Source organism: Formosa sp. F44, assembly GCF_056238645.1.
Genome location: NZ_JBWDLJ010000002.1, coordinates 858,463 through 883,832, shown reverse-complemented (window position 1 = coordinate 883,832; position 25,370 = coordinate 858,463). Strand labels below are relative to the sequence as shown.

The window sequence follows — 25,370 nt, the reverse complement described above, 5'->3', positions numbered from 1 at the left end:
AGTTAAGTTAAAAACCTATACTGATTAATGATCTTCTACTAATGATTTATTTCTACTACGTTGTACCCATATAATAATTCCAACAACAATTAAGGCCATTGGAGATAACAACATAAATCCGTTGTTTTCGTAACCTATAGCGTATAAACCTGTTTTTTCGATTGGATCTCCTAATACTTTAAATCCTAATAACGTACCAGAACCTAATAACTCTCTAAAAAATCCGACGATAATAAGAATTAAACCGTAACCAGCAGCGTTACCAATACCGTCCAAGAACGATCTCCATGGTCCGTTAGCTAAAGCAAAAGCTTCAAAACGCCCCATAATAATACAGTTGGTAATAATTAAACCAACGAATACAGAAAGGGTTTTACTTAACTCGTATGAGAATGCTTTTAAAACCTGGTCTACTATAATTACTAAGGCAGCTACAACGACTAACTGCACAATAATTCTAATTTTTGAAGGAATAATGTTTCTCATTAAAGAGATTACAACATTCCCTATTCCTAGCACAGCCATTACCGAAACTGCCATTACAATAGATGCTTTTAATTGCGCAGTAATTGCTAAAGCAGAACATATACCTAATACCTGAATGGTAATCGGGTTATTATCCGCTAACGGATCGGTGATTAATTTTGTGTCTTTTTTTGATAAAAGTGCCATAAATTAATTATTTTTTAAGTTATCGAAATAAGGCTTGTAAAGTTTTAAATCACTTTTTATCATTGCTGTAACACCATCACCTGTAATAGTAGCACCTGCAATAGCATCAACCTCATTATCTGTTTTATCTTCGTTTTTTGGATCAGCATTACTTTTAGATACTGTGATACCTTTAAAGTTACCAGCGTCATCTAATAAATGCTCCCCGATAAAGTCGTCCATAAAGAAACGTTCTTTAATGTTAGCACCTAAACCAGGAGTTTCTCCTTTATGGTCAAAATATGCACCTTGAACTACCATGTCTTTATCTACAGAAACATATCCCCAAATAGCATCCCATAAACCTTTACCATAAATTGGAATAACGTAGAAAGTATCTCCATCCTTTTCTCCAATAAACATAGGTAAACGTCTTTTAGATACATCGTCTCTAGACGTTGCTTTTTCCTTTTTAATATCCATTAAGTAAGCTTCAGGATCTTCTGAAGTTTCACCATCTTGAATTACAATTTGCTTAGTGATATATTTTTCAAATAAATCTGGCGCATCTTCTGTCGAAACAAAAACTGCACTTCCATCTGTATTATCATTTACACCCATAGCATACAAAATATTTTGTTGCTTTTCGATACGTTGGTTCTCAGCAATTCTCGGCTTTAGTGAAGATGCTGTAAAGGCTAATAAAGCACCTACAACAAATACCATCACTATAGCAAATATAATAGTGTATGAATTTTTATCTGTTCTATTTTCCATTGTTAAGCCGTTTTTACTTTTAAACGTTTCATTCTTTTCTTTACATTACCTTGAATGATGTAATGATCGATAGTTGGAGCAAACACATTCATTAATAATATTGCAAGCATTACACCTTCTGGATATGCTGGGTTAAAAACTCTAATCATAATTGATAAGAATCCGATTAAGAACCCGTAAATCCATTTTCCTTTATTAGTTTGAGATGCAGTTACTGGATCTGTTGCCATAAACACAACTCCAAAAGCAAATCCACCAATAATTAAGTGATGCCAAAATTCGGTACTCATTAAGGTGTAGAATTTACTCGTTTCAGTAATCCATCCTGATGATACAACACCATTAAAAATTAATCCCATAACAAGTGCACCCATTACAGCAGATAACATAATTCTCCAGCTTCCAATCTTTGTAAAGATTAAAAACAATCCTCCTAAAAGGATTAAGAATGTAGATGTTTCTCCTACAGAACCTGGAATAAATCCAAAGAACATATCTGCAATAGAATGATGTATTTCGTGTCCCTGAGCTAAGCTACCTAGAATGGTTTCTCCAGAAATGGCATCGACATTTGCACCAGCCGCTATTTCTTTAGTACGTTCTACAGCACCGTGAACCCAAACTTTATCTCCAGACATCCAAGTTGGATATGCGAAGAATAAGAATGCACGTATGGTTAATGCAGGGTTAAGGATATTCATCCCTGTTCCTCCAAACACTTCTTTACCAATTACAACACCAAAAACCACGGCTACAGCTAGCATCCATAACGGAATATCTATAGGCACAATTAAAGGCACTAACATACCTGTTACTAAGTATCCTTCTTCTACTTCGTGATTGTTAATGGTTGCGAATATAAATTCTATACCTAAACCAACACCGTAAGACACCACTACTAATGGTAAAACTTTTATTAAACCAATGTAAAATGCATCCCATGACAAAAACTCTACAGGAGCACCAGAAGCTAAGAAATGTTGGTAACCTGCGTTAAACATACCGAATATTAAACATGGAATCATGGCCATGATTACTGTATTCATAGTACGCTTTAAATCGTCGGCTACTTTTATATGAGTACCATTATGGGTTGTCTCATTTGGTAAGTATAAAAACGTATGCAAAGCATTAAACGCTGGCGCCATCTTGGTACCTTTATACTTCTCTTTTAAATTATGTAAATTACTTTTTAAACCCATGATTATCCTATTTCTTTAATCATTACATCTAAACCTTTTCGAATAATTTCTTGATGTGGTTGTTTAGATACACAAACGAATTCTGTTAACGCAAAATCTTCTGGAGCAACTTCGTACATACCAAGAGCTTCCATTTCATCTAAATCTGAATACATACAAGACTTAAGAATTTGCAAAGGAAAAATATCTAAAGGAAAAACCTTCTCAAAATTACCTGTAAGTACAAAAGCTCTATGTTCTCCGTTAGTATTTGTATTTAAATCGTATTTTTTATTCGGACTTAACCAAGAGAATGTTAAGGCTCTAGATTGAGAAATCTTATTAAATACTGGCTTGTTCCATCCAAAAAACTCGTAATCATCTCCTTCTGGAATTACAGTAATTAAATTACTATAGTAATCTAAATTTCCATCTGGTTTTACTTGTTTTCCTGACAATACATTACCAGAAATAATACGATTATTTCCGTTTTGTTCGATACCATTATCGTAAATAATTGTAGAAATTTCGCTAGCTATTTTTGTTTTAAAATATCTAGGTTTTTTAACCGCAGATCCAACCAAAGCAACAATACGCTCTGCATTAAATTTACCTGTTAATAACAATTCTCCAATAATGACAAGATCTTGTGCATTGATAGTCCAAACCACTTCACCCTTATTTACCGGATCAATCTTATTAATTTGAGTCCCCACATTTCCAACAGGATGTGGCCCAGATAATTTGTGAACAGAAACGCCAGATAAACCTGCAAGAGGAGAATTTGATCCATTTTTAACAGACACATGCACAGCTCCCGAAGTTAACTTTCCTAGAGCAGTAATAGCCGCCTGTAATTCGGCTTCTTTACCTTGTAAAACAAAATCTAAATCTGCTGCTAAAGGTGCGCTATCGTAACCCGAAACAAAAATAGCTTTTGGCTGTTTTGTAGGATTTGCAATAACATCGTATGGACGTTGTTTAATAAACGGCCAACACCCAGCCTGCTGTAAGTATAAACTTATAGCTTCGGCAGTTGCAGAATTTACATTTATTTTTTCGTTTTCCTGGTAAGTTTGCGTCTTGTCTGCTTGAATTTTAATTGCTAAGATTTTACGTTTTTCACCACGTAAAACATCAACAACTTCTCCAGAAACAGGAGAAACAAACTGAACCGTTTCGTTGGCTTTATCGTAAAAAACAGGACCTCCTGCTTTTACTTTATCTCCAACTCTAGCAACTAATTTCGGAATAACACCATGAAAGTCTTCAGGCCTTAAGGTATAAGAATTGCTTATAACAGCACTCTCTAAAGCCTTTTCGGCTTCACCTTTAAGTTTAATGTCTAGACCTTTTGTAATTTTAATGTCGTTTGACATATTATAAATCTATTTATTAATAATAGTTATACTGATTTCAACACATTATCGTTTGAAAAATCCTCGCAAATTTAAGAATAAAAAGGTAAAACCATATGAAATACCATATATCTTGTTTATTTATAATTATTCTAAATAATTGAAATATTTAAGACTCTAATTTTATGTATATTTACTTCAATAAATTCATAATAATGCACAGAAAAGTAAGCTTGTTTCTTTTGATTTCTCTAATTTATAATTTAGGATTCTCTCAAGTCGAATACGAAACTGCTCCTCCAGATTATATTGGCACCATTACATTTAAAGGTCAAACCGATATTAGCGTACTTCCTATTATAAACCTTGGAGACCCCGTACAACTGGAGTTTGACGTTCTTAACGGAAACGAAGACGATTATTATTACACTATAGAACATTTTAATTACGACTGGACACCTTCAACAAATTTAATGCGTTCGGAATATATAGACGGATTTGACAAGCAACGTATCGTTAATTACGAAAACTCTTTTAACACCTATCAAATTTATTCCCATTATGTACTTTCTATTCCGAATGATCAAGTTAGAAGTTTAAAGTTATCTGGAAATTATATGATTAAAATTTATGATGAAAGTGACGCACTCATGTTCTCTAGAAAATTTATGATTAATGAAGGCGGAGCAAATGTTGGAGTCACTATAAAACTATCGAGAGATGTTAAATATTTCAACGAAAAACACACTGTAGATATTATTATAAATTCAAACACTATCGAATTTAATAATCCGCTACAAACAGTTAAAACAACAATAATTCAGAATAATAATTTAAATACAGCCATAGATAATGTTAAACCCATGTACACAATGGGATCGGATTTAATTTATAAATATAATAAGGAAACTACCTTTTGGGCAGGCAACGAATATTTATATTTCGAGAATAAAGAAATTCGTGTGGCTAATAGTGGTATCAATTTTGTCGACTTACAAGACCTTTACAATACGTATCTGTACACCAATGTTGTGCGCAAGAACTTACCTTATACTTACAATCCCGACATTAACGGGAATTTTGTTATTAATAACATAGACTCGACAGACCCAAGTATTGAAGCAGATTACGCATGGGTTCATTTTTCATTAAAAGCAGACGAATTCCCTATGGACAAATCTGTTTATGTATATGGTAATTTTAATAATTACACCTTAAATGAACGTACTAAAATGACGTACAATCCAGACAAAGGGATATACGAAAATACCATACTGTTAAAACAAGGTTTTTACAATTACAAATTTGTCACTCAAGAAGATTCTGGTAAAATTGATGAAGGAGAAATTAGCGGAAATTTTTACCAAACAGAAAATGATTACAAAGTTATAGTGTATTACCGTGATCTTGGTGGGAGATACGATAAGATTATTGGCGTTGGAGAAGCCAGTTCGGTTAACATTTCCAATTAGCAACCTTAAAATTGGCACGTGATTAGGGCACAATTCTAGTTATACAAATTAAATTCGTATTTTTACTTTAGAAAACTCACGCTTTATCTAATAAGAATATGGTTCAACAGGTAACAAGAGGTATAAAAATTTCGGTAGAAACATCGTTCGAAGGAACATTTTATAGACATTATAAAATACAGTATGCTTTTCAATATGAAATTACTATTGAAAACCAAAGTAAAGATACCGTGCAGCTTAACGCAAGACACTGGACGATTCTCGATGCCTTAAATAGTGTAGAAACAGTTTCTGGAGAAGGTGTTATTGGCTACAAACCCGTATTAAAACCAGGACAATCTCACACTTACAGATCTGGTTGCATGCTTACGTCTCCATTTGGAGCCATGTACGGATTTTACAACATGATAAATTTAAACAGTGCCAAAAACTTCAAAGTTTATATTCCTAGTTTTAAGCTTAGCGCACCGTTTGCCATAAACTAAGGTGTCGTTTTAAGTTTTATCCGATTTTATCATTCTCACAATTATTAGGTTTTAAAAATAAAAAATATCCAAATTTAACGCTGTTTTAGGAAAATATGCCACCCCTTTTCCGATTAAAAAATTGTAAATTTGGATAAAACATAACACAATATAAAACTCAAATTATTATGGGAAAAGGATTTTTCAATACACCAATTGCCATTAACGAACCAGTAAGAAGTTATGCTCCAGGAAGCCCAGAACGTGAATCTGTTCTAGCGACTTACAAGGAACTTTTTAATAGCAAAGTTGATGTACCTTTATATATTAACGGAAAAGATGTAAAAACTGGAAATACCAGAACTATGTCTCCTCCACACGATCATAAACATATTGTTGGTCAGTACCATTTAGCCGAAAAATCTCACGTAGAAGAAGCTATTTCTACTGCTCTAGAAGCGAGAAAAGCGTGGGCTGATATGCCATGGGAACACAGAGCTGGAATTTTCTTAAAAGCAGCCGAACTTATCCAAGGCCCATACCGTGATAAAATTAATGCCGCAACTATGATTGCGCAGTCTAAAACTATTCATCAAGCTGAAATTGACTCGGCCTGTGAATTAATAGATTTTTTACGTTTCAATGTACAGTTCATGACAGATATCTATCATGATCAACCAGAAAGCACAAGTGATGCTTGGAATAAAATTGAATACAGACCATTAGAAGGTTTCACCTATGCCGTAACCCCGTTTAACTTTACTGCTATTGCTGGAAATTTACCTGCATGTATGGCATTAATGGGAAATGTTGTAGTTTGGAAACCAAGTGACAGCCAAGTATATTCTGCAAAAGTAATTATGGATGTTTTTGAAGAAGCAGGTGTGCCTGCTGGAGTTATTAATGTAGTATTTGGTGATGCAGAAATGATTACCGATGTTGTTATGTCTAGTCCAGATTTCTCTGGTTTACACTTTACAGGTTCTACATATGTATTTAAAGAACTTTGGAAAAAAATAGGAAACAACATTCACAACTATAAAACATATCCTAGAATTGTAGGAGAAACTGGTGGAAAAGACTTTATTGTTGCGCATAAAACTGCAAAACCTAAACAAGTAGCTACTGCTATTGTAAGGGGTGCTTTTGAATTCCAAGGTCAAAAATGTAGTGCTGCATCTCGTGCATATATTGCAAAAAGCATTTGGGAAGAAGTTAAAGGTTACGTTATAGAAGATGTAAACTCTTTTAAACAAGGATCTCCAGAAGACATGTCTAATTTTGTAACAGCCGTTATTCACGAAGGGTCTTTCGATAAATTAGCTAAATACATAGATCAAGCTAAAGCAGACAAAGATGCCGAAATCATTGTTGGTGGTGGTTACGATAAGAGCAAAGGATATTTTATAGAACCTACTGTAATCTTAACTACAAACCCAAAATATACTACAATGAGTACAGAGCTTTTTGGCCCTGTTATAACTATATACGTATATGAAGATGATGCCTATAGCGAAACTCTAAAATTAGTAGATGAAACTAGCGAATACGCCTTAACAGGTGCCATTCTTGCACAAGATCGCTATGCTGTTATAGAGGCTACTACCGCATTACAAAATGCAGCCGGAAACTTCTATATTAACGACAAGCCTACTGGTGCTGTTGTTGGAATGCAACCATTTGGAGGCGCTAGAGCTTCAGGAACAAACGACAAAGCTGGAAGTCCGCAAAACTTATTACGTTGGATTTCTCCACGAATGATTAAAGAAACATTTGTTACACCTACAGATTACCGTTACCCATTCTTAGGCGAATAGTAATTTAAAGTATAATTATGATAAGCCTGTCTACCTTTTAGACAGGCTTCTTTTTTTACGCCCTATTTGTTAGTTACTCTTAAAAACTGTTTCTTCGTTTTACAAACAATTCATACCAAATGAAAATCGTTATATTTATTTTAAGCTTTATTTTTATTACAAGTTGCAACACAAATAAATCTGCAACTAAACCAGACAGTTTTCCATTTTATGTTGGGACTTACACTACAAAGGACAGTAAAGGTATTTATAAATACGAGCTTAATTCCGATGGGACATTTAAAAGTTTAGGTTTAAAAGCCGTTACAGAAAATCCATCGTTTTTAACTTTTAGTTCTAACAAAGAAAATCTTATTGTTGCGAATGAAATAGATGTTGAAAACTCTGGAGCAATCACCTCTTTTTCCATAGAACATGATACTTTAATTTTTAAAAACACAATCTCATCTGGCGGGACAAATCCGTGTTATGTGGCTACCAGTTCCGATGATTATATTATAACGGCAAACTACTCAAGCGGAACAGTAGGACTTCATAGTAGTAAAGAAGATGGTTCTTTAAGTGAGTTATTAGCAACACAAAAACACACTGGTAAAGGCACGACTAGCAGACAGGAATCTCCACATGCCCATTCGGCTTGGTTCGAACCCAATAGCAATACTATAATTTCGATAGATTTAGGAACAAACCAATTATGGTTTTCTAAAATCGACACTATATCTAACACCTTACAACCTATAGAACCATTGGTTTTAGATATGGCTGAAGGAGCGGGACCAAGACATTTAGCATTTCATCCAAATTCTAAATGGATCTACGTTTTAAATGAATTAGATAATACAGTCACTCGCATAGAAAAATCATCTAATAGAGCATATACTATAGAAGAAAGTATCTCTACATTACCTTCAAATTATAAGAAAGAAAATACTAGCGCAGATATTCACATGTCAAATGATGGATTATTTCTATACACTTCCAATCGAGGACATAATAGTATTGCCATTTACAAAGTGAACAAAACTAACGGAACTCTAACTTTTATAGCACATGAATCGACCCACGGAAAAGATCCTAGAAATTTTTCGTTATCACCTTCAAATGATTATATAGTTGTAGCTAATCAGACTTCAGACAATCTAGTGTCTTTTAAAAGAGATAAAAAAACAGGTGCTTTACAATTTGTAGATGAAATTAACGCACCAACTCCTGTTTGCGTATTATTTGAATAATTATATGTAAAACAATGTTTTAGCTTTAGTACATTTTAATTAATTTTACGGTACATGCATTGAAGTCATTTTAGAATTTATAACTCGATTTATCTCCTAATAAAAATAGAGATACTTCGTATTATACCAAAACCTATTATCTATGAAAACGTTTCTTTCAATTTTATGTTTAGGCCTTATTTTAAGTTGTAATTCCAAGAAATCAACTCCAGAAATACAATCGGATGGTATTTCGTTTTACGTGGGATCTTATACTAATAAGGACAGTAAAGGGATTTATAAATACAAATTAAATTCCGAAGGATTTTTTTCAGAAATAGGATTACAAACCCTAGCAGAAAGCCCTTCATTTTTAAGCTTTTCTGCAGATAAAAAACACCTAATCGCCGCAAATAAATTAGATCCAAAACCGGGATCAATATCATCTTTCACCATTGAAGGCGACTCTTTAATTTTAAATAATATCATGCCGTCTGGAGGTATGAACCCTTGCTTTGTAGCCACAACTAAAGACAACTACGTTTTAGCAGCAAATTATGGAAGTGGCAATGTTAGCCTCCTACATCTAGACCAAAATGGACATTTAAGCGATACATTAAGTGTACAGCAGCATACAGGAAAAGGAACCACATCTAGACAAGAAGGTCCGCATGCACACGCGGTTTACAGTGTTCCAAATAGCGACGACATAATTTCGGTAGATTTAGGTACCAATAGTTTATGGTTTTACAACATAGACAAAAATACTAACACATTAAATCTTAGTACTCCGGATACCTTGGCTATGGAAGAAGGTGCTGGACCAAGACACCTAACGTTTCATCCAAACAACAAATGGATTTATGTGTTAAATGAATTAAACAATACGGTAACCAAAATTGAAAGATTAGCGACAGGACAATATGAGAAGAAAGAAAGCACGAAAACTTTACCTTCAGATTTCACAGCCTCATCAACTAGTGCAGATATACACATTTCTTCTGATGGCTTATTTTTATACACTTCTAATCGCGGACATAACAGCATTGCGGTTTTTAAAGTAAACCGTAAGGATGGCTCGTTAACCTTGGTAGGCCATGAACCAACTAGAGGTGAAACACCACGAAATTTTTCATTATCTCCAGACGAAAAATTTGTAGTTGTTGCCAATCGCAATTCAGATAATTTAGTGTCATATAAAAGAAATAAAGAAACAGGTATATTAACCTTTGTAGATGAAATTAAATCGCCTACCCCTTCTTTTATTCTTTTTCAGTAATTAACCTTTATACTTTATTGGAAGATGCACGATTTTCTTGGTATCGAAAAAATCCTCTTCGAAATAATCATTCAAATCATATATAGAAACGGTCTTATAATCTTGAAGTTCTTCGGTTAAATCGCCACCTTTAAGATAGATAATACCGTTTTTTAATTCGTTTTGCTGTGTTTTAGCAACTTTACCTTTAGTCCAATGCACAAAAGTAGGCATGGCAGCAACGGCACGACTTACAATAAAATCGTATTTATCGTCTATTTCTTCTACACGACTATGTGTAATTTTCACGTTGGTTAATCCTAAACCTTCAACAACCTCAGCAACAACTTTTAATTTTTTAGCAATACTATCTACTAAATGAAACGAACACTCTGGAAAGAGTATAGCTAGCGGAATTCCAGGAAAACCACCACCCGTTCCAACGTCCATTAATTTAGAGCCATCCTTAAATGAAATAAGCTTGGCAATACCCAAAGAGTGCAAAACATGTCGCAAATACAACTCGTCTATATCTTTTCTAGATACTACATTAATCTTTAAATTCCAGTCCTGATATAAGCTTTCTAGTTTTTGAAACTTAGAAATTTGATCGTCAGTTAAATCCGGGAAATACTTTAAAATAAGCTCCATTTCATATAATTTTTGACAAAAATATACTTTTTAATGGCATTTTTTTATGATTTAAATAATAAGTTGCGACGCATTATTAATTATCTTTGCCCAAAACAGCAACCTCCTAATTTAGTTGTTGTTAAATAATTTAGTGTATGAACAATCAAGTATTATCGTTTTCACGTCAAGATCCAGCTAAGTTCTTTAGAACTCTGAACAAACGTGTAAACGAATATTTTAAAGAAAATAATATTAAACGTACAGGAAACTGGAAGTTATGGGTTAAAACCATAATAATGTTTACCATCTTTTTAGCACCATATTTTTTAATATTAACCTTAGATATTCCTCAATGGGCTCAATTTCTATTAACTATTGTTATGGGAATTGGAATGGCAGGTGTTGGAATGAATGTAATGCACGATGGTAACCACGGCGCCTTTTCTAACAAGGACTGGGTAAACCGTTTAATGGGAAGCAGTATTTACATTCTTGCTGGTAACGTATACAATTGGCAAGTACAACATAATGTATTACACCACACCTATACCAATATTCACGGACATGACGAAGATTTAGAAGCGGGACGTGTTTTACGCTTTTCCAAACATTCTGAATGGAAATGGCACCATAAATTCCAACACTATTACTCGGTATTATTATATGGTTTATTAACTATAAACTGGGCTATTACTACAGATATTAAACAAATGAGAAGCTATATGAAACGTAAGTTATCGTATGGTAAATTCCCAAGTCCAATTGCGAATTGGAGCAAATTAGTCATTTCCAAAATTATATATGTCAGTATTTGGATTGTAATCCCGATGGCTGTATTAGACTTAGCGTGGTGGAAAATCTTATTAGGTTTCTTTATCATGCATTATACCGCAGGTTTAATTTTAAGTGTAGTTTTTCAATTGGCTCACGTTATGGAAGAAGCCGAAATGCCACTTCCTGAAGAAGATGGAACTATGAAAAACACATGGGCCATTCACCAATTAAATACAACGGTTAACTTCGGTGCTAAAAGCAGAATTATTAACTGGTATACGGGTGGTTTAAATCACCAAGTAGAACACCATATTTTCCCTCATATTAGCCATGTTCACTACACAAAGATTTCAAAAATTGTAAAGGAAACCGCTAAAGAATTTAATTTACCATACAACGAATATAAAACTACGCGTAAAGCGATTGCTGCTCACTTTAGATATTTACGTGAGATGGGCGTTAAACCAGCTTTACAATCTTAACTATTAATTAGAAATGAACCCACTTTCAGACAGAATTACAAGTCTGCCTTCATCGGCTACTTTAGCAATGGCAGCAAAAGCACGTGAACTAAAATCACAAGGCATTGATATAATCGGATTAAGCTTAGGGGAACCTGACTTTAACACTCCAGAATATATTAAAGACGCGGCTATACAAGCTATTAACGACAACTATAATTCTTACTCTCCAGTAGACGGATATGCCGAATTAAAGGATGCTGTTATTACAAAATTTAAACGTGATAACGATTTAACATATACGCCATCACAAATTGTGGTGTCTACAGGAGCAAAGCAATCTATTGCGAATGTTGCACAAGTATTATTAAATCCAGGTGACGAAGTTTTATTACCAGCACCTTACTGGGTAAGCTATTCAGCAATAGCAACCTTATGCGAAGCGACTTATAAAGAGATCCCTTCGACCATCGAAGATGATTTTAAAATCACACCAGCACAGTTAGAAGCCGCGATTACGCCTAAAACTAAAATGGTATTTTTTAATTCGCCAAATAACCCAAGTGGAACAATTTACACAGAAGCTGAATACCGTGCGTTAGCTGAAGTTTTAGAAAAATACCCAAATATTTTTATTCTTTCAGATGAAATTTACGAGCACATTAACTACGGTGTAAAACACTTTAGTTTTGCTGCGATTCCAAGCATGTTCGACCGTACTATTACAGTTAACGGTGTAGCAAAAGCATTTGCTATGACTGGTTGGAGAATTGGATACATTGGTGCTCCAGACTGGATAGCTAAAGCATGTACTAAAATGCAAGGACAGATTACTTCAGGAACAAACTGTATCGCTCAACAAGCTACTGTAACTGCTCTAAACGAATCTCCTGAGCGTATTCAATTTATGGTAGATGAATTTAAAGTTAGACGTGATTTAATTTTAAGCTTATTAAACGACATCGAAGGATTTAAAACAAACATCCCTACAGGTGCTTTTTATGTATTTCCTAACGTATCTTTCTATTTCGGAAAAACATTAAGAGGAAAAACAATAAACAACGCCACAGATTTTTCATTATACTTATTAGAAGAAGCTCACGTAGCAACTGTAACAGGAGAAGCATTTGGAAACTCTGATTGTATCCGTATTTCTTATGCCGCATCTCAAGACACCATTATTGAAGCGCTTAAGCGTATTAAAGAAGCAGTAACTGCTTAATAATAAATTTTTAAAACATACTATGAAGCCACAGCTTAAATGTTGTGGCTTTTTTTATTTAAATTTACGAACTACCTGATTTTAAAATCAGGATTGTTGCCAACCTTAAAATTAATTGTAGTTACTACTATAGTACAACTATGGTAGTAACTACAATTAATATAAATAGTTTCAGATTTTCATGAATAAATTAAAATACCTCCTCCCCATCTTTTACTTATTTCTTTCGACATCTATTTTAGCTCAAAACGAAACTAGCTATTGGTATTTTGGTGATCATGCTGGATTAAATTTTAATGATATTAATCCAAATGTTTTAGAAGACGGAATAATCGATGCACCTGCAGGTTGCGCAAGTATTTCTACAGAATGTGGTGAATTATTATTTTACACTAATGGACAAACAGTGTGGAACAAAAACCATCAAATAATGGAAAAGGGTACAAATTTACCAGGAGACCCTAATAACACACAATCTTCTATAATTGTACCAAATCCGGCAGACTCTAATATTTATTATATTTTGACTACTCGTGAAACACTTTCTACCAACCCCCTTTCTTATCCAGGTCTTTACATTTCAACAGTAGAATTTTCTGCAGCCAATCCTTTAGGGAAAGTGACTGTTGTATCTCGTAAGTTAAGAAACTTCACGACACAACGACTAACAGCAATCCACTCCCCTAACTTAAATTCTTTTAAAATTATTACTTTGGGAAATGTATCTGATAATTCTGCAGATCCAGTTGACACATTTTTCACTTACAATGTCACTGCTACTGGGGTTGCGTATACTCCAATCGCATCTTCAATAAATTTTTCTGTAAGTCCTCCAATAGATTCATTTCAGGGTAACATAAAATTATCTCCAGATGGCACATTAATAGCAATTGCAGATTATGAAGGAGTTGTACACCTTTACAATTTTAATCCAACACATTCAGATATCACTTATAAAACTAGCATAAATCCAAGCCTTGGCCCTGGACACAAGCCTAACCCTTATAGTGTAGAATTTTCTCAAGATTCCAACATATTGTATTTTACTGCTAGTATTCCTGGTGTCAGCTATATATACAAATTCGTTATAAATCATCCAAGTGATCTTTATTTAAGAGAATTAATCGACTATTCCTCAACTACTAGCTATGGAGACCTCCAACTTGCTTCTAACGGCAAAATATATGTTGCAAATTATATTAACGAAAATCCTATTTCCACTTCTAGTAGTATAAGCGTAATTAACACACCTGAGAATGAAGATGACTCGGGTTTTGAACTATTAAGTCTCGGGTTGCGCAGTGGTGGCTCTTATAAAGGGCTTCCTAATTTTGTCTCTTCATATTTGAGAAATAGAATTGTTATTGATAATCAATGTTTAGGAGTAGAGATGCAGTTTACAACAGACACTTATATGCCGATAACTAATATTCTTTGGGATTTTGGAGATGGTGTAAGCTCCACTGATTTGGAGCCTAAACACACATATAGTACTGCACAATTATATCAAGTTACAGCAACTTTTATTTATAATAGCTGTGAGTATATTTTACGAAAGGAAGTAGAAATTTACAGTTTACCAGAAATGAATCCTAATGAAATCTTATCACAATGTGATACCGATAATGATGGTATTTCTATTTTTAATTTAAACAATATTAAAGACAAAATAACGAATTACAAACCTACTTTCGAGTTACAATTCTATAGTAGTAATCAAGATGCAATTAATGACTCCAATGAAATATCAACCCCTGAAAACTATACAAACACAATTAATCCTGACGAACTTTATGTAAAAATAACGACCCAAGAGGGGTGTTCTATAATTAGACCTTTTTATATTAAATCCACTTTTACCAGCCTACCTGTTATTACTCCAATCTTTACTTGCGAAGATTCAGATGGTATTGCCAATAATACTATAGGAGCATTTAACATTGGAGTTAAAGAAACAGAACTGAGAAATGAACTTGCTATTGATAATTCAGACAAGGTTTATTTCTACCCATCCCAACAAGATGCTCAACTAAAAACAAATAATCTAGATCGATATTACGATTCCCCTTCCACTGATATTTGGGTAAGAATAGAAACAGATGACGACGATTGCTCAGGTATTGGTTCTTTTAAAGCTATTGTTAATTCTAACATAGTATTAGATATCGAAAACGAATATGAACTATGTTACAATCTTAGTGCTATTGCACTAGATGGAGGAGCTACTAATGACACATGGGAATGGAAAGACAAAACCACAGGACATATAATCTCAACGAGCAGAAGGTTTAACATAAGTATCCCAGGCTCTTATGCTGTAACCGTAACTAAAACTGAAAATGATTTACGATGCGAGTTAACCAAGGCTTTTTTAATCAATAATCCGGGTAATGTCTCATTTCGAAACATTTCTACAGACAACAATCAAATAGAAGTGATAGTACAAGGCAATAGTGTTTATGAATTTTCAATAGATGACATTTACTACTACGGGAGTGGAAACTCATACACATTTGCAAATCTTAGAGGAGGAATTTACACGGTATTTGTTAGAGATATTGATGGCTGTGAGGCTCCACTACAACAAGATGTTTCACTAATAGAATATCCAAAATTTTTCACCCCTAATAATGATAGCTTTAATGACGTGTGGCAAATAAAAGGAATCTCTGCAAATTTATATAAATCTGTAAATATTTATATTTTTGACCGTTACGGGAAGCTATTACATCAAATGGATTTACCTGCCAACTTAAACGGCTGGGATGGATTATTTAACGGAAACGTATTACCCACAAGCGACTATTGGTATCAATCAGTTATAATCGATAATACGAATAAATCTTACACAAAATCTGGCCATTTCACGTTAAAACGCTAAGATCAATTATTTAGAGGTGTTTAAAAAAATCTATTAATAACTATAAATTCCGGTAAATTAAAAGATAGACTGTAGACATTTACTAACTCATTAACGATTCCGCCAAAAGAAAGGAGTCAACAACACAAGTACAGTAAACAGTTCTAAACGCCCAATAAGCATTAAAAAACTACACCACCACTTCCCTACTGCCGGTAAAGCCGCATAATTAGTAACAGGACCAAAATTCCCTAAAGCAGGTCCAACATTCCCTAAACTAGAAGCCGATAAACCTACCGCAGACTCGAAATTAATACCAAGCATAGAGAACACTAAAGCCCCTATAATAAAGGACAACATATAGAGTATAAAAAAGGCTAATACATTAAATACAATATCTCCAGATACCGCTTTAGTGTTATAGCGTACTGGCAGTACTGCATTAGGATGAAGCGAACGTTTAAATTCTATAAAGCCGTTTTTAATCATGATTAAATGTCTTACAACTTTTACACCTCCTGCCGTACTACCTGCAGAACCTCCTAGAAACATTAATCCGAAGAAAAACACAACTAAGAAATGAGTCCATAAGGTATAATCTGCCGAAACAAACCCTGTAGTTGTAATTATAGATAGCACTTGAAACAATCCGTGTCTAAAGGCGCTTTCTGCTTGCCCCCAAACCATTGGGTGTGTTATAGAAGACATTCCTAAATCTGCTCTAAAATATATAATGAATGCCACAATTGTAGTAAAAATAGCAATAAACCAGCTGTACAATTTAAACTCTTCGTCTTTGTATATTTTCTGGATTTTTCCTTTAAAAGCAAAATAACTCAATACAAAATTGGCTCCTGCTAAAAACATGAAAGTAATTATTATATACTGTATAATAGGTTGGTGATTCCAATATGCTACACTTGCATTTTTAGTAGAAAACCCACCAGTAGATAAGGTTGCCATTGCATGGTTAATAGCATCAAAGAATGTCATACCCGCGAGCCATAATAGTAAGGTTTCGGCTAAAGTATACCCGAAATAGATTAACCATAAACGTTTTGCTGTATCTGTTATTCTAGGGTGTAACTTATCGCCACTAGGTCCTGGAGCTTCAGCAGCAAAAAGTTGCATTCCTCCTATTCCTAACAACGGTAATATAGCTACCGCTAATACGATAATCCCCATTCCTCCAATCCAATGTGTTAAACTTCTCCAGAACAGCACACCATACGGAATAATTTCTATATCATGTATTATGGACGAACCTGTAGTAGTAAAACCAGACATGGTTTCGAAAAAGGCATCTGTAAAATTAGGAATACTTTGCGTTAAAATATAGGGAAGCGTTCCAGACAAGGTCATAACAAGCCACCCGAAAGTCACTACAATATACCCTTCACGCTTGTTCATTTCTTTTTTATGATCTTTGGTTGCAAACATCATAACAGCTCCCAGCATAATAGGAATCATTCCAGAGTAGAACAATTGCATGGTTACCCCATCATTATATAGGAAACTAACTAATGCCGACAACAACATAAATCCACCATTAAATAATAACAGTAATCCTAAAAAATGAAAAATAATTTTATAATTAAGTTTCATATGCTACCTAAAAAGTTTTTCTACTTGTTTTATAGATTGTGGTAAACAACATACAACCACTCGGTCTCCCTGACTAATTTTAAAATCTCCTAAGGCAATGATACCTTCTCCATCTCTAATAATACCACCTATAATTGCAGAACGCGGAAAATCTATCTCTTTAATAATTTTATTACAAATTAAAGATTTAGACTTCACCTTAAATTCCAACAACTCGGCGTGCATGTTGTTAAGTTTAGTCATGGCAACAACATCACCTTTTCGTATATATCTAAAAATGTTGTTTGCTGCTAGAAGTTTCTTGTTAATAAGTGTATCGATACCTATAGATTGAGACAATTCGAAATAGTCCATATTCTCTACTAAAGCAATCGTTTTTCTTACACCTTTAGATTTAGCAACTAAACATGACATGATATTGGTTTCGGAATTTCCGGTTACGGCAATAAAGGCATCCATATCACTCAGATTTTCCTCTTCCAGTAAATCTACATTTCTTCCATCGCCATTTATTACCAATACTTTTGGCAATTCATCGGCTACATCAAAAGCACGTTCTTTATCTTTTTCAATCAGTTTAACACGTGTAGAAGAATTACTTAAATCGCGAGCCGCTTTATAACCAATTTTACTTCCACCAAGAATCATTACGTTTTTAACTTCCGTATGCATTTTACCTGTTAGCTTACAAAGTTCTTCTGCTCCACCTTCGGAAGTAATAAACACGACATTATCGCCTTGTTTAAACACCGTATCTCCCCTAGGGATAATGGTATATTGAGTTCCAAAACGCTGAATAGCTATAGGTACAAAGTGAATTTCAGGAAAAATTTGTGCAGCTTCCTTTACGGTTTTCCCAATAAAGGTCATTCTACTAGATAGGTTTAAACCTAACATAGTTAAAGCACCGCCTTCAAATTCGTAACTATCATTAAAAGCCGATTGGTCTAACAGTAATTTAATTTCCGAGGCGGCTAAAGCTTCTGGCGAAATCAATTCATCAATACCGAATTTAGTAAAACCAACTTCTTCTTTATGATTAATAAATTCTGTGTTAGAAATTCTGGCAATGGTTTTTTTAGCACCAAGTTGTTTGGCCAAAACACAAACCGTGATATTAGTAGTCTCGGAAGAGGTAACAGCAATAACAAGGTCGCTTTCGGATACTCTTGCATCTTTCAGAATTGAGATTGATGTAGAATCGCCTTTAATTACTTTTATGTCTAAATGGGTATCGGCTTTTGTTAAGCTGTCCTTATTAACATCTATTAGAGTAATTTCTTGAGCTTCGTAAGATAAAAGTTTAGCTAAATGAAACCCAACTTCACCAGCGCCTGCAATGATAATTTTCATGTGTAGTCTATCGTAAAAAGTAAAACAAATATACTAGAATTTATAATTCTTGTATGCTTTTACAATTAATATAATTATTTGTTTGCAAGTTTCCTAATGCATAGTGAATAACTTATATTTGCTTAAAATTTTTGATTTGACAAAAGTAAATCCATATAAAGACAGTGACCTTGGTAAGAAAGAACAAGTCACTAAAATGTTTGATAATATTTCAGGCACTTACGACGATTTAAACCGTGTAATTTCTTTTGGTATTGATATTAAATGGCGGAAAAAAGTAGTCGAATTGGTTAAAAACACCAATCCAACCTCTATTTTAGATATTGCTACTGGAACTGGAGATTTAGCGATTAACTTGGCTGAAACTGATGCTGAAAAAATTATAGGATTAGATATAAGTCCTGGAATGCTTGAAGTTGGAGTGCAAAAAATTAAAGCAAAAAAATTAGAAGGCACTATTGAGATGATTTTAGGTGATTCTGAAAATATGCCTTTCGAAGACAATGCTTTTGATGCTATTACAGTTGCTTTTGGCGTTAGAAATTTTGAAACCTTAGAAAAAGGTTTAGCTGAAATTCTGCGTGTATTAAAACCAAATGGAATTTTTGTGATTCTAGAAACTTCGGTTCCTGTAAAAACTCCTTTTAAACAAGGGTATAAATTATATACCAATAACATTATGCCTGCTATTGGAAAACTTTTTTCTAAAGATAAAAGTGCTTATAAATATCTTAGCGATTCTGCCGCTGTTTTTCCTCATGGAGAAGCTTTGAACAATATTTTAAAGAAAGTTGGGTTTACTAGTGTTAAAGCTTTCCCACAAACATTTGGAGTCGCTACCATTTATACATCATCTAAACAATAATATGAGAAAACTAGTTGTAATTGTATTTTTTATCCTGATTTCCCAATCTAGTTTTGCACAGTTATTTAGTCGAGAACGGATTTTACACAATGAGAATTTCGATAAAGACCGATTTAGTTATGGCTATTATTTAGGTTTTAATAATTACGGCTTTGATTTTGATTATAACGACAATATTAGTGCAACAACCGCGAACGGAGAGTTAGACCGTACAGATATTCAAATAGACAAAAGTATTGGTTTTAGTGTGGGTCTATTAGGAAATATGAGGATTAACGATTATATAGATTTACGCTTTGAGCCTGGACTATATATTACCAATAGAACATTACATTATAACGCCTATCATTTTCAAGGTTATAACTATATAGATTCTAATAACAATAGTGTGCCTTACTTTGGATCTTCGTCTACTACAAACTATGATTTTGAAAATGACCCACAAAATGTATTAGAACGTGAAATAAGATCTACTTACATACATTTGCCGTTATTAGTGAAATTTTCGGCTAAACGCATCAACAATTTTAAGCCTTTTATTATGGGTGGTGCATCGATGTCTATAAACTTAAATAGCAACGAAGACACTAGGGAAGATAATAGTGATGGCCAATTTAGAATGAAACGATATACCTATTATTACGAAGTTGGTCTTGGTATAGATTTCTATTTACCATACTTTAAATTTACACCATCTATTCGAGGCGTATTTGCAATAAACGATGAGCTCGTTAGAGATGACCCTTTAAATGGTCCTAGTCCGTGGACGGATAATATTGCTAGTATGAAGACTCAGGGTATTTTTATAAACTTTACTTTTCAATAGTTCGGCGTTTAAACTCGCTTAGCAAAATAGACGTTGCCGTAGCCACATTTAAACTTTCGGTAGCTTTTAATTCTCCAAATCTAGGAATAGCTATTTTTTCGGTTATTAAGGCTTCAATGTTTTTAGATACGCCGTTGGCTTCATTCCCCATTACTAAAATACCAGCATCTAAAAGTTCGCGATGCGTATATACATTTTCACCTTCCATAAAAGCACCATAAACCGGAACCTTTGTATCCTTTAAAAAACGGTCTAAATCTAAATAACTAATATTTACACGGGTTATAGATCCCATGGTTGCCTGCACCACTTTAGGGTTATAACAATCTACGGTACCAATATTACAAATCAAATCCTTAATACCAAACCAATCGCATAATCTAATAATGGTTCCTAAATTCCCAGGATCTCTCACATCGTCTAACGCGACACATAATTGTGACACATCTATTTGTTTTGTTTCTGGAATTTCGAAAACAGCAAGCGCCTGATTCGGGGTTGTTAAAAAGCTAATGCGTTTTAAATCTGTTTCAGAAATAAGTGTTTCTAAAGGCAAATTTAAACTAAAGGATTCTGTTGTGTATAAATGCTGTAGTTTTAAGTCGGATTGCAACAATTCTTTAATTGTCTTAATCCCTTCAGCAACAAACACATTGGACTCTAACCTGTGCTTTTTAAGTTTTAATTTATTAATTAGTTTTATTTGATTTTTCGATAACATTCAAATAATGTATTTTTGATTTCGTAAGCAACTTATTTGTGTTTGCCTAATACGATTGCAAACATAACACAAGTCTTTTAAATGTTTTTAATTTCTAGAATATACTTGAAACAAAGGTTCTCAAAAATAGTATTATTTATTTTATTAACAGGTTTAATTACGGCTTGTAACTCCGTCAAAAACGTTGGAGAAAACGATTTACTTTTGGTGAATAACACCATCTATGTAGATAGCGTTAAAAACACCTCCGAAAAGATAGACAACCTACTTTATCAGGAACCTAACAAGACCATGTTAGGATTGCCTATTCGCTTATATATTTATAATCTGGCGCGCCCAAATATAGACTCTATAATTGATGCTCGATTAAACAAAACTGCTAAACATCGGGAGCGTTTAGAACGTTTTTTATCTAAAAAGCAATTGTATCAATATATAAATTCGAGAAAAAATTTAAATTCTTGGTTAAAAACTACTGGAGAAGCGCCTACATTAATTAGTGAACCTAGAGCCCTAAAATCGGTTAAACGCTTAGAAGACTATTATATTAATAACGGTTGGTTTGATGTAACGGCTAGTTACGACACCATTATAAAACCTAAGAAAAAAGTAGAAGTTAACTACCAAGTAAACTTAGGTACACCATATAAAATTGATAGTATTTCTACCAAAATAATGTCGCCTGTTGTAGATACAATCTACAATCGTTTTAAAAGACGATCATTAATTAAAACAGGACAGCGCTATACCACAGATAATTTTGAAGCAGAACGTGATAGAATTACGTCCAATTTAAGAAATCACGGGATCTATCAGTTTAGTCAAGATTATGTCATTTTTCAGGTCGACACCATAAACACCAATAAAAAAATGAATGTTGAAGTTCAAATTAAGAATTTTAGCCGTCAAGGTATAGATTCAACATTCCGAGAACCGTTCAAAGTTTACAAAATTAAAGACGTAAATATTTACACAGATTCATCTCACGAAAATAGAGAGTCTACAATTCAGGATTCTATTACATACAATGGATTTAATTTGTACGGTACCGAAAAAATAGCTTTTAGACCAAAAGCGCTTACCGATGCCGTATTTATAAATCCTGGAAATGTGTTTAGTGATATAGATAGAACTCGAACTTATAAACATTTAAGTGAATTAAAAACATTTAAATATCCAGACATTAAATATGTAGAAAACCCTGACTCTACTCTTACTAGCAACATTTATTTAACACCTTTAAAGAAGTTTAATTTAGGGTTTGCGACAGAAGTATCGACAAGTAATATTCAGGTTATCGGTTTTTCGGTAAACCCAAGTTTATTGGCTAGGAATATTTTTAAAGGAGCAGAAACGCTAGAACTTTCTGGTTTTGCATCTATTGGAGCCTCTAAGGACGCTAGTAATGATCAAGATGTGTTTTTTGATATTAATGAAATAGGAGCAGATTTAAAACTCACCATTCCTAGAATATTTTTCCCGATAAGCACAGATAGTCTTATCCCGAAAACCATGTCCCCTACTACGCGTGTTGGACTTTCTATCGCTAGTCAGAAAAATGTAGGTTTAGATAAACGATCTTTTACAGGAACCTTAAATTACAATTGGAGACCTAAGCGTGGTATTACTCAAGCTTTAGACCTATTTAATGTTCAATATGTTCGAAACCTAAATCCGGATAACTATTTTAATGTTTATAGCACATCTTATGATACACTAGACGACATTGCTCACGATATAGGTTACATAGAAGACGACGAAGATTTATCTATTCCCGATGGTACAAACGAATTTATAGACGAAGTCTTAGGGCCAAATCCTCCTAATAACATTTCCGACGACGATATACAAACGGTTAACAATATAGACGAACGTATGATTCGTTTAACCGAAAACAACTTAATTATCTCTTCTGCCTATACCTTTATTAAGGATAGCCGTAGAAATGTTTCGGATGAAGACTTTTTCATTTTCAGATTTAAATTAGAATCTGCTGGTAATTTAACAGCCTTAGGTTCTAAACTTTCTAATGCACCAAAAAACGAAGACGAGCAATACGAGTTATTTAATGTGGCGTATTCTCAATATATTAAAACCGAATTAGACTTTACAAAGCATTGGGATTTGGGACATCAAAACATCCTGGCTGTACGTAGCTTTTTCGGAATTGCTATACCTTACGGAAACTCAGACAACATACCATTTGCTAAGAGTTTCTTTGCTGGAGGGGCTAACGATAACCGAGCTTGGACTGCCTACGACCTAGGACCTGGTAGTTCACAAAGCAATGACGATTTTAATGAAGCTAACCTAAAATTGGCTTTAAATGTAGAACACCGATTTAATGTATTCGAAGATTTATACGGTGCGTTGTTTGTAGATATAGGAAACATTTGGAATGTGTACGACAATATTGAGGACGAAGCCTCTACCTTCGATAGTTTTAATTCCTTAAAAGATATTGCCGTTGGATCCGGAATTGGATTACGTTACGATTTTAGCTTTTTAGTATTTAGATTCGACGTTGGTTTTAAAACCTACGACCCTTCATATTCCGAAGGCGATAGATGGTTTAAGGACTATAATTTTGGTAATGCCGTTTATAATGTGGGAATTAACTATCCGTTTTAGAAATTTAAAATATACATCGTTTTCGGAGATTTTCGCCTAGTTAAAGACATCAAAACTTAAAAAAAACACATAAAAGTATTACATTTGGTAATAATCAACATTCACAATAATTAAAAATAATTACTATGGGACATAATATTAAACCGGGAGTTGCAACCGGGAAAGAAGTACAAGAAATTTTTAAACTTGCTAAAGAAAAGGGGTTTGCTCTTCCAGCTGTAAATGTAATTGGATCTGATACTATTAATGGTGTTTTAGAAACTGCAGCAGCTTTGAATGCTCCAGTAATTATTCAGTTCTCTAATGGAGGTGCTGTTTTTAATGCAGGAAAAGGATTAAGTAACGAAAATCAAAAAGCAGCAATAGCAGGTGCTGTAGCAGGAGCAAAACACGTACACGAATTATCTGTGGCATACGGAGTTCCTGTAATTTTACATACAGACCACTGTGCTAAAAAATTATTACCTTGGATAGACGGTATGTTAGATGCTAGTGAAAAACACTTCGCAGAAACAGGAAAACCTTTATTTAGTTCTCATATGATTGATCTTTCTGAAGAGCCTTTAGAAGAGAACATGGAAATTTGTAAATCTTACCTAGAACGCATGAGCAAAATGGGTATGACTTTAGAAATCGAATTAGGTATTACAGGAGGAGAAGAAGATGGTGTAGATAATACAGATGTAGACGATTCTAAATTATACACACAACCTGAAGAAGTAGCTTATGCATACGAAGAGTTAAGCAAAGTAAGTGACCAATTTACAATTGCTGCAGCCTTTGGTAACGTACACGGTGTTTACAAGCCAGGAAATGTGAAACTAACTCCAAAAATCTTAAAAAATTCTCAAGAATATATTTCTAAAAAATACGGTGTAGAAGATAATCACATCGATTTTGTATTCCATGGTGGATCTGGTTCTACTGTTGAAGAAATTAGAGAAGGAATTAGCTATGGTGTAATTAAAATGAATATCGATACAGACATGCAATATGCATTTATGACAGGTATTCGTGATTACATGAAAGAAAAAGAGGACTATTTACAAGCACAAATTGGTAATCCTGAAGGATCAGATTCACCAAATAAAAAATATTACGACCCTAGAGTTTGGCTAAGAAAAGGTGAAGAAACCTTTGTAGCACGCTTAAAAAAGGCATTTGAAGATTTAAATAATGTGAATACATTATAAAAAAATCGCAGCGTTTTGCTATTATTAAAAACAAAAT

General features: G+C 33.8%; 20 protein-coding genes. 12 read left to right on the top strand and 8 right to left on the bottom strand.

All coding sequences use genetic code 11. From position 1 onward, the window contains the following. Window positions 1–24 precede the first annotated feature (24 nt). The 4 genes from AC0UBM_RS08855 to AC0UBM_RS08840 are packed head-to-tail and all read right to left on the bottom strand — an operon-like array spanning window position 25 to window position 3,988. A complete protein-coding gene (locus tag AC0UBM_RS08855) occupies window positions 25–672 on the bottom strand; it encodes an NADH:ubiquinone reductase (Na(+)-transporting) subunit D (RefSeq protein WP_382384132.1) in 648 nt (215 codons plus the stop codon). 3 nt (window positions 673–675) lie between these two features. Next, window positions 676–1,428, bottom strand: coding sequence for a Na(+)-translocating NADH-quinone reductase subunit C (locus AC0UBM_RS08850; RefSeq protein WP_414036201.1), 753 nt, complete (start codon window positions 1,426–1,428; stop codon window positions 676–678). Between the two features lie 2 nt (window positions 1,429–1,430). Continuing rightward, the gene (locus AC0UBM_RS08845; protein ID WP_414036202.1) at window positions 1,431–2,630 is read right to left on the bottom strand and encodes an NADH:ubiquinone reductase (Na(+)-transporting) subunit B; all 1,200 of its coding nucleotides are present in this window, start codon (window positions 2,628–2,630) and stop codon (window positions 1,431–1,433) included. A 2-nt stretch (window positions 2,631–2,632) separates the two neighbouring features. Continuing rightward, window positions 2,633–3,988, bottom strand: coding sequence for a Na(+)-translocating NADH-quinone reductase subunit A (locus AC0UBM_RS08840; RefSeq protein WP_414036203.1), 1,356 nt, complete (start codon window positions 3,986–3,988; stop codon window positions 2,633–2,635). A 194-nt stretch (window positions 3,989–4,182) separates the two neighbouring features. Here AC0UBM_RS08840 and AC0UBM_RS08835 point away from each other — a divergent pair, with 194 nt between their 5' ends. From AC0UBM_RS08835 to AC0UBM_RS08815, 5 genes are all read left to right on the top strand, one after another. Then, window positions 4,183–5,439: a type IX secretion system plug protein gene (locus AC0UBM_RS08835; RefSeq protein WP_475688381.1), complete on the top strand. Its 1,257-nt coding sequence runs from the start codon at window positions 4,183–4,185 to the stop codon at window positions 5,437–5,439. 98 nt (window positions 5,440–5,537) lie between these two features. Next, window positions 5,538–5,924, top strand: a complete 387-nt coding sequence (gene apaG, locus AC0UBM_RS08830) for a Co2+/Mg2+ efflux protein ApaG (protein WP_414036205.1) — start codon at window positions 5,538–5,540, stop codon at window positions 5,922–5,924. A 167-nt stretch (window positions 5,925–6,091) separates the two neighbouring features. After that, window positions 6,092–7,720 (top strand): L-glutamate gamma-semialdehyde dehydrogenase, encoded by a 1,629-nt coding sequence (gene pruA / locus AC0UBM_RS08825; protein ID WP_475688380.1) that lies wholly within the window; start codon window positions 6,092–6,094, stop codon window positions 7,718–7,720. Window positions 7,721–7,839: 119 nt separating this feature from the next. Beyond that, the gene (locus AC0UBM_RS08820) at window positions 7,840–8,952 is read left to right on the top strand and encodes a lactonase family protein (RefSeq protein ID WP_475688379.1); all 1,113 of its coding nucleotides are present in this window, start codon (window positions 7,840–7,842) and stop codon (window positions 8,950–8,952) included. Window positions 8,953–9,094: 142 nt separating this feature from the next. Then, window positions 9,095–10,210, top strand: coding sequence for a lactonase family protein (locus tag AC0UBM_RS08815; RefSeq protein WP_475688378.1), 1,116 nt, complete (start codon window positions 9,095–9,097; stop codon window positions 10,208–10,210). Here the strand turns inward: AC0UBM_RS08815 and rsmG are convergent, their stop codons facing one another. Further along, on the bottom strand, window positions 10,211–10,840 hold the full coding sequence (gene rsmG, locus AC0UBM_RS08810) for a 16S rRNA (guanine(527)-N(7))-methyltransferase RsmG (RefSeq protein WP_475688377.1): 630 nt from the start codon (window positions 10,838–10,840) through the stop codon (window positions 10,211–10,213). A gap of 137 nt (window positions 10,841–10,977) precedes the next feature. Between rsmG and AC0UBM_RS08805 the strand changes: the two genes are divergently transcribed. From AC0UBM_RS08805 to AC0UBM_RS08795, 3 genes are all read left to right on the top strand, one after another. Next, window positions 10,978–12,078 carry a fatty acid desaturase family protein gene (locus tag AC0UBM_RS08805; RefSeq protein ID WP_475688376.1) on the top strand — a complete coding sequence of 367 codons (1,101 nt, stop codon included), beginning with the start codon at window positions 10,978–10,980 and terminating at the stop codon, window positions 12,076–12,078. A 13-nt stretch (window positions 12,079–12,091) separates the two neighbouring features. Next, the gene (locus tag AC0UBM_RS08800; RefSeq protein ID WP_475688375.1) at window positions 12,092–13,279 is read left to right on the top strand and encodes a pyridoxal phosphate-dependent aminotransferase; all 1,188 of its coding nucleotides are present in this window, start codon (window positions 12,092–12,094) and stop codon (window positions 13,277–13,279) included. Between the two features lie 181 nt (window positions 13,280–13,460). Beyond that, window positions 13,461–16,160, top strand: a complete 2,700-nt coding sequence (locus AC0UBM_RS08795) for a T9SS type B sorting domain-containing protein (RefSeq protein WP_475688374.1) — start codon at window positions 13,461–13,463, stop codon at window positions 16,158–16,160. A 90-nt stretch (window positions 16,161–16,250) separates the two neighbouring features. Here AC0UBM_RS08795 and AC0UBM_RS08790 read toward each other — a convergent pair whose 3' ends face one another. Together AC0UBM_RS08790 and trkA are read right to left on the bottom strand one after the other, a co-directional pair. Continuing rightward, window positions 16,251–17,744, bottom strand: a complete 1,494-nt coding sequence (locus AC0UBM_RS08790; protein WP_475688373.1) for a TrkH family potassium uptake protein — start codon at window positions 17,742–17,744, stop codon at window positions 16,251–16,253. Window positions 17,745–17,747: 3 nt separating this feature from the next. Next, window positions 17,748–19,097, bottom strand: a complete 1,350-nt coding sequence (trkA, locus tag AC0UBM_RS08785; RefSeq protein WP_414036213.1) for a Trk system potassium transporter TrkA — start codon at window positions 19,095–19,097, stop codon at window positions 17,748–17,750. 136 nt (window positions 19,098–19,233) lie between these two features. Between trkA and ubiE the strand changes: the two genes are divergently transcribed. Both ubiE and porT read left to right on the top strand, forming a co-directional pair. Then, entirely contained in the window at window positions 19,234–19,962 is a 729-nt protein-coding gene (ubiE, locus tag AC0UBM_RS08780) for a bifunctional demethylmenaquinone methyltransferase/2-methoxy-6-polyprenyl-1,4-benzoquinol methylase UbiE (RefSeq protein WP_414036214.1), read from the top strand. Window position 19,963: 1 nt separating this feature from the next. After that, on the top strand, window positions 19,964–20,788 hold the full coding sequence (gene porT, locus AC0UBM_RS08775) for a type IX secretion/gliding motility protein PorT/SprT (protein ID WP_475688372.1): 825 nt from the start codon (window positions 19,964–19,966) through the stop codon (window positions 20,786–20,788). On the opposite strand, the gene AC0UBM_RS08770 is transcribed toward porT, so the two are convergent. Beyond that, a complete protein-coding gene (locus tag AC0UBM_RS08770) occupies window positions 20,775–21,509 on the bottom strand; it encodes a TrmH family RNA methyltransferase (protein WP_475688371.1) in 735 nt (244 codons plus the stop codon). The genes porT and AC0UBM_RS08770 overlap by 14 nt on opposite strands. A gap of 105 nt (window positions 21,510–21,614) precedes the next feature. On the opposite strand from AC0UBM_RS08770, the gene tamL reads away from it, so the two are divergent. Both tamL and fbaA read left to right on the top strand, forming a co-directional pair. Further along, window positions 21,615–24,140 carry a translocation and assembly module lipoprotein TamL gene (tamL, locus tag AC0UBM_RS08765; protein WP_475688370.1) on the top strand — a complete coding sequence of 842 codons (2,526 nt, stop codon included), beginning with the start codon at window positions 21,615–21,617 and terminating at the stop codon, window positions 24,138–24,140. Between the two features lie 125 nt (window positions 24,141–24,265). Beyond that, window positions 24,266–25,333: a class II fructose-bisphosphate aldolase gene (gene fbaA, locus AC0UBM_RS08760; protein ID WP_434037664.1), complete on the top strand. Its 1,068-nt coding sequence runs from the start codon at window positions 24,266–24,268 to the stop codon at window positions 25,331–25,333. Window positions 25,334–25,370 lie beyond the last annotated feature (37 nt).